The 2,041-nt window shown below is 73.1% G+C and carries 1 protein-coding gene and 2 pseudogenes; 1 reads left to right on the forward strand and 2 read right to left on the reverse strand.

The window, feature by feature from the left end:
- Positions 1-73: 73 nt before the first annotated feature.
- Positions 74-874, forward strand: coding sequence for a CPBP family intramembrane glutamic endopeptidase (locus ACFW2E_RS37705; RefSeq protein ID WP_384473814.1), 801 nt, complete (start codon positions 74-76; stop codon positions 872-874).
- 1 nt (position 875) lies between these two features.
- Here ACFW2E_RS37705 and ACFW2E_RS37710 read toward each other — a convergent pair.
- Positions 876-1,676 (reverse strand): annotated as a pseudogene (locus ACFW2E_RS37710) (PhzF family phenazine biosynthesis protein); the annotation flags it as partial.
- A 130-nt stretch (positions 1,677-1,806) separates the two neighbouring features.
- Positions 1,807-2,041 (reverse strand): annotated as a pseudogene (locus ACFW2E_RS37715) (hypothetical protein); the annotation flags it as partial.

Consider the following 2,041-nt stretch of genomic DNA (forward strand, 5'->3'; position numbering starts at 1 on the left):
CCCGTCTCGTCCCGATCGGGCAAGCTGTGACGTCCCACGGCGGTGATGCCCCGTGAGTCGACTGAAGGCAGGTGTGCAGGTGGAGGCGGACCCGGTGGCCGATTCCTTTCCGCTGGAGCGGCCCTCGCGGCGGATCTTCCGGGACGAGACGCTGCTCGTTCTCGGGCTCTCGCTGGGCGCGAGCGGAGTGTCCGCCTTCATCAGCTTCGTGGGGTCGGTCACGAAGCCGGGCGGCCTCAAGGACCAGGCGGCCACGCTCAACGCCTCGGCCGCGCCGGGCCGCCCCTGGCTCGATCTCGCCTGGCAGATGTTCGGCATCGCGACGGCTCTCATCCCCGTCCTGCTCGTCGCGCACTTCCTGATGCGTGAGGGCGAGAGCCTGCGCACGCTCGGCTTCGACCGCACCCGCCCCTGGTCCGACCTGGGGCGCGGAGCCGGGATCGCGGCCGTGATCGGCAGCACCGGAATCGCCTTCTACCTGGCCGCCCGGGGCCTCGGCTTCAACCTCACCGTCGTGCCCGAGGCCCTGCCCGACGTGTGGTGGAAGTACCCCGTACTGATCCTGTCGGCGATGCAGAACGCGATTCTCGAAGAGGTGATCGTGGTCGGCTATCTGCTGCGCAGGCTCGGCCAGTTGGGCTGGACCCCGGGCACCGCGCTGGTGGCCAGTTCCGTGCTGCGCGGCTCGTACCACCTGTACCAGGGCATCGGCGGCTTCGTCGGCAACATGGTCATGGGCGTGGTGTTCGTCTGTCTGTACCGGCGCTGGGGCCGGGTCGGCCCCCTGGTGGTGGCGCACTCGCTGCTCGACATCGGTGCCTTCGTGGGCTACGCGCTGCTGGCCGGGAAGGTGGACTGGCTGCCGACGGCGTGAACAGCTCGCCCTCGATCACGGTGACCGCCCGGCCGGTGAGCAGCGTCCGGTCGCCGCGCAGCCCCGTGCGGACGAGACCCGAGCGCCGGGAGGCCTGCAGACCGGTGAGGTCGGGGTTGCCCAGACGCTCGGACCAGAAGGGGGCCAGGGCGGTGTGGGCGCTGCCCGTGACCGGGTCCTCGTCGATGCCGACGTTCGGGAAGAAGCAGCGCGAGACGAAGTCGTACCCCCGGGCCGGGTCCGCCGCGCGGGCGGTGGCGATGACGCCGCGCGCGGAGTAGGCGGCCAGGGCCCTGTGGTCCGGGGCGAGCCCGAGGACGGTCTTCTCGTCGACGAGTTCCAGCAGCAGGTCGCCCACGTTCGGCCCGGTGTCGAAGGCCGCGGCCGGCTCCGCGCCGAGGGCCTCGGCGACGCCGTCCGGGACCTGGACCGGGGTGAGCGGGGCGGTGGGGAAGTCCAGCGTGATCGAGCCGTCCTCGGCGGGCGTGGCGATCAGCACCCCGCTGCGGGTGGCGAACCGCACCGGGCCCTCGTGGGCCCCGGTGGCGTGCAGGACGTGGGCAGTGGCGAGGGTGGCGTGCCCGCACATCGCGACCTCGGCGACGGGTGTGAACCAGCGCAGCGCCCAGTCCGCGGAACCGCCCTCGGGCAGGCGGTGCGCGAACGCCGTCTCGGCGTGGTTGACCTCCATGGCGACGTTCTGGAGCCAGTCGTCGTCCGGGAAGGTGTCGAGGAGCAGGACCCCGGCCGGGTTGCCGGCGAAGGGGCGGTCGGTGAAGGCGTCGACGATACGAATCCGCATGCGCCGACGCTAGACGCCGGCCACGCCTGCCGGCCAAGGCCAATTCCGTGGCGCTGGACCGATCGGGCGGAGCCGCCACCGATCCGGCGCACGGAGGCATCACCTCGTGAGGTGCTCGCCGCCCTCCAGGTCAGACGAGGCTTCCGGCGCCGTAGGGGGCGTACAGGTCGAGCAGCCGGGTCCTGGAGGAACGGAGGCGGTGGGCCAGGACCTCGCCGACCCACTGGGCGACGGCGTTGCCGAGTGCCGGGTCCTCCCGGCACATCGTGCGGACGGCCGCGGCGTCGAACTCCGGGGCCCGGTCCCGCGGGGGGTGGCGGGGGGCGCCGGGGCCCCGGTGGGGGGGGGGGAGTCCCGGCACCCCC

This window comes from Streptomyces sp. NPDC058964 (assembly GCF_042741275.1).
In the GTDB taxonomy this organism is placed as follows: domain Bacteria; phylum Actinomycetota; class Actinomycetes; order Streptomycetales; family Streptomycetaceae; genus Streptomyces.